Below are 3,544 nucleotides of genomic sequence, written 5' to 3'. Positions count from 1 at the left end.
TTTTTACTTCATCTTTTCAAGCAGTCAGATTCATTATTTTTCCGCTTTGCTTTTCATTCCGAGGTATTTTTGCCAACGGTCTAGTGTATGAGTAGTAGCGGATTTTCACTCACAAACCTTTCGGTTTTGCACTGACCTTTGTTTTATGTTTATCTCTTTGTTTTATCACTTAAACCGCTATTACTTATACACCGTGTTGGCAACCGTTATTTTTCATTATTTTTTATCAATTCCAATGTGTATTCCATTTGAGTGTCTTTATGGTCTATGAAATCTTGATAGGTTTGCGAAACATCAAAATCAGGTATAATCCCACGATTGTAAAATTGATTTGACTTTTTTAGAACATCTTGTTCTAAGTTCACAACCGAAAAAATTATTTCTATTTTGGATTTGGGTAGCTTATATGCTAAAGGTGTATGTCCATTATGTCCATAATATCCACCCATAGTTTCCTCTCCGATTGTTAATGTATTCTCATTTCCAGCAACCATAGCCGCAAACAAACTACCTGCTGACGCAATGGCAGGACTAACAATTATGTATATATTTCCTTTAAATGCATTAATATTTGGCTCTCTAACAAGATGGTCTTGGCTATTATCATCTTGATAAAATTTGCCATTTTTAACTAAAGGAAACTCTTCTTGGAATTCCTTATTATATTTACCTACAAAAATTGGTCTTAAAAATTTGGGTAACCAAAAATCAATATATCGGATGAGTGGTATTTTCTCAAAGCTAACCCAAGCCTCTCTATTTTCTTGAAAATTTCTTTGCGTTAAATATGAATAAGTTACTAAGTCATTTGGGTCTGTACCACCACCGTTTTGACGGACATCAATTATTAAGTTCTTTATACCTTTTGTTTTTATATCCAAAAAAGTGCTATCGAGAAATTTAGAATAGGTCTTATGCTCATCTGTAGTTTCGTTACCCATAGAAAAAGTATAGATGGTCAAAACTCCAGTAGATTCATTTAGTTGTTCATATTTGTATTTTTTATTTTCGTCTAAATCTGCATAGTAAATTTGGTCATACGTTTTTGAATATCTTGTGTTGAAATTCTTGTAGTAATTTGAATATGCTACGCTTTTAATTATTTTAGAATAGACTTGGTTAGAATTTGGTAATTTATATTCAACTTCAAATTCTTTAGTGAGTCCATAATTCCATCTGTAATATCGTGAAAAATGAGTTCTTAAACCTATTCGTTTTCCAGTCGTATTGATTCCGTCCGTTGAATAATATTTATACAGGTTTTGTATAATTTTAGAAATTTGTTGTTGATTAATTGAAATAATTTCTGCTCCTAAGGGAATTTCACCGTTTTCATAGTTTATACGCCATTTTCCATCAATCCATTTTATGGGATATGGAAAATAACCAAAAGATTCTTTTCGTAAATTTTTCCAATATTTTGAAGGAAAATCAGTGTCGTTATGAAGACTTCCCTCAAAGTCGGTCAATTGGCAAATGATGTTGTAAAAATCAAGATATGTAGATGATTTTTCAATTTCCTTTTCAGCCCAATTGTAAATGCTGTCTATTTGTTGTTCAGTTCGGTATTTGTAAAGTCCAGAATTCGCTTTTAATCGGATTTCTTTAAATACTTCCAAATCCTTTCGCATTTTCTTTCTTGAAAATGGATCGTCAATGGATTGACCTAAAACAGTAACACAAGAAATTAAAAAGAGAATTAAAGATAATGTTTTTGTCATTCAGTTTGTTTTGTTCTAATGGTTGCCAACGGTATGCGTATATGGTTTGTGGCGAGCAAAAATGCGCTAATTTTTCAGTTAAGGTTTTACGTTTCTAAAAATACAAAAACTTTGGGTTTAGCACTAATTTCGCCATAAACTATATACGCTGTTACCACACGTTTTTTTCTTTCGGTGTTGACTTATATTCTCTATTCGCACTTTCCATAATTTTCTTTTCAAATATTTTCGGAAAGTATTTCATTATTATTTTTGACTTTAACTTTGTAAATCCACTAAAATTCTGGTCTGATTTTTTCCACAAATTTTCAGCCTCTTTTTCCGTCAATACTTTCTCAATTCCGTTTTTAGTGTCAATTTTTATGAGAGGAAATTCAGGTTGATTTTCTCCACAAAGTGTTATTTGTTTTTCCAATTTCGAACTGATGGATTTCATAAAGTTTATAATCTCAATAAATTCCAATTCCGTTTTAATTTCGGTTGGATTTATGTCGAATTCAATTTGTTCTTCGAGGAAAAAGTAGCATTTTACAATAATTCCACTTAAATCAATAGTTGCAGATTTAGTTTCTAATTCTCCTGTTTCGTCCGCAAACATTGTTTTCACAAATTCAAAATCAATTTTATCCGTCAAATTTTCTTCATAAATTCCAAAAGTCAATTTGTATTCAGAATTTAAAAGGCCAACTACTTTTTTCCAATCCGAAATTGTTGCATTTTGGACATAAATATCTCTTAAGGCTCCATCCTTTTTAAAAATCCATTCTATGTTATTCCAATTTCTCAATGTTGCGTTCAAATGTGTGGTAACGGTTTTGGCTATGGTTTCGTTACGGAATGGTACGCGAGTATCATTCCGCCGTAACCATAAATTTAGCAAAAAGGCTTGAAATTCCGATTAGGAATTTCAGCCGTAATGAACTATAGCCGTTGTTGTAAAACGTTTTTATTTTATTCCGAATGGTTTTGCTTTCAATTCGTTCGGCCAATCAGTTCCGTATTTTTTATTTAAAAAATCGAAAATCATTTGATTATTCTCTGTTGCTCTCTTGAAAGATAAAGGGTCAATTACACAATTCTCTTTTATCAGTCCAATTCCATATTTTTCTTTGAATTCCACATATTCTTTTGGTATTGAACTATCAATTCCGTGCATTATGAAATTCAAAGTTCCATTTTCAATTCGTTGCTCGATTTGTTCATCAGTCAAATCAGTTTCCAAATTCATTGGGAAAGAATAAATTCCAGTATTCTTAAATTCGGTTTTTTCCATTAATCGAACTGTGATTGTGTTTTTTCTTTTATTTATTCTTGTTGGATAAAAAGTATATGCGGTAAAATCATCAGACACAAAACTGAATTGATATTTTCCCTTTTCTGGCAAAGTGATTTTAAAACTTTCAGCTTTAGAAATTTCAATTTTTTCGTTCAGGTCAATAATTGTGAATTCTCCCGATTTTAATTCTTTGTCCGTTAAGTTCTCAAATACAACAGTAGCTACAATTTCAGTTGCAAAAGCCATTGAAGTGAACAATGCCAAAGTCAAAGTAAAAATTATTTTTCTCATAAATTCTATTTTTTTAAAAGACGACATTCAATTTCTTATGTTGCAAAATTTCGGTTGTATTATACTGAAATAGGTTGACCTTTTTTATGGTCTTTTTTGGTTGATTAACTATTACTTTTAGATAGTAAGCTCAGATAAATTTACATTATTTTTTCGATAGGATTTGTATTTGATCTTTGGATTTTTGTGGACTTCAGCTGGCTTTCTTAAATCTAGGCTAAAATGTGTTCTTAGGTTATTGTAAATATACACTGCT

The 3,544-nt window shown here is 30.8% G+C and carries 3 protein-coding genes; all 3 read right to left on the bottom strand.

The window, feature by feature from the left end:
• Window positions 1–206 precede the first annotated feature (206 nt).
• The 3 genes from FT993_RS08540 to FT993_RS08530 all read right to left on the bottom strand — a co-directional run bounded on the left by FT993_RS08540 (window position 207) and on the right by FT993_RS08530 (window position 3,288).
• Window positions 207–1,721 carry a S41 family peptidase gene (locus FT993_RS08540; protein WP_147862131.1) on the bottom strand — a complete coding sequence of 505 codons (1,515 nt, stop codon included), beginning with the start codon at window positions 1,719–1,721 and terminating at the stop codon, window positions 207–209.
• Between the two features lie 151 nt (window positions 1,722–1,872).
• Window positions 1,873–2,520 (bottom strand): hypothetical protein, encoded by a 648-nt coding sequence (locus tag FT993_RS08535; protein WP_147862130.1) that lies wholly within the window; start codon window positions 2,518–2,520, stop codon window positions 1,873–1,875.
• Window positions 2,521–2,667: 147 nt separating this feature from the next.
• On the bottom strand, window positions 2,668–3,288 hold the full coding sequence (locus FT993_RS08530) for a hypothetical protein (protein WP_147862129.1): 621 nt from the start codon (window positions 3,286–3,288) through the stop codon (window positions 2,668–2,670).
• Between the last annotated feature and the right edge of the window lie 256 nt (window positions 3,289–3,544).

Origin of the sequence: Mesonia sp. HuA40, from assembly GCF_008017835.1 — a bacterium.
GTDB lineage: Bacteria > Bacteroidota > Bacteroidia > Flavobacteriales > Flavobacteriaceae > Mesonia.
This window is presented reverse-complemented; position numbering and strand designations above follow the sequence as displayed.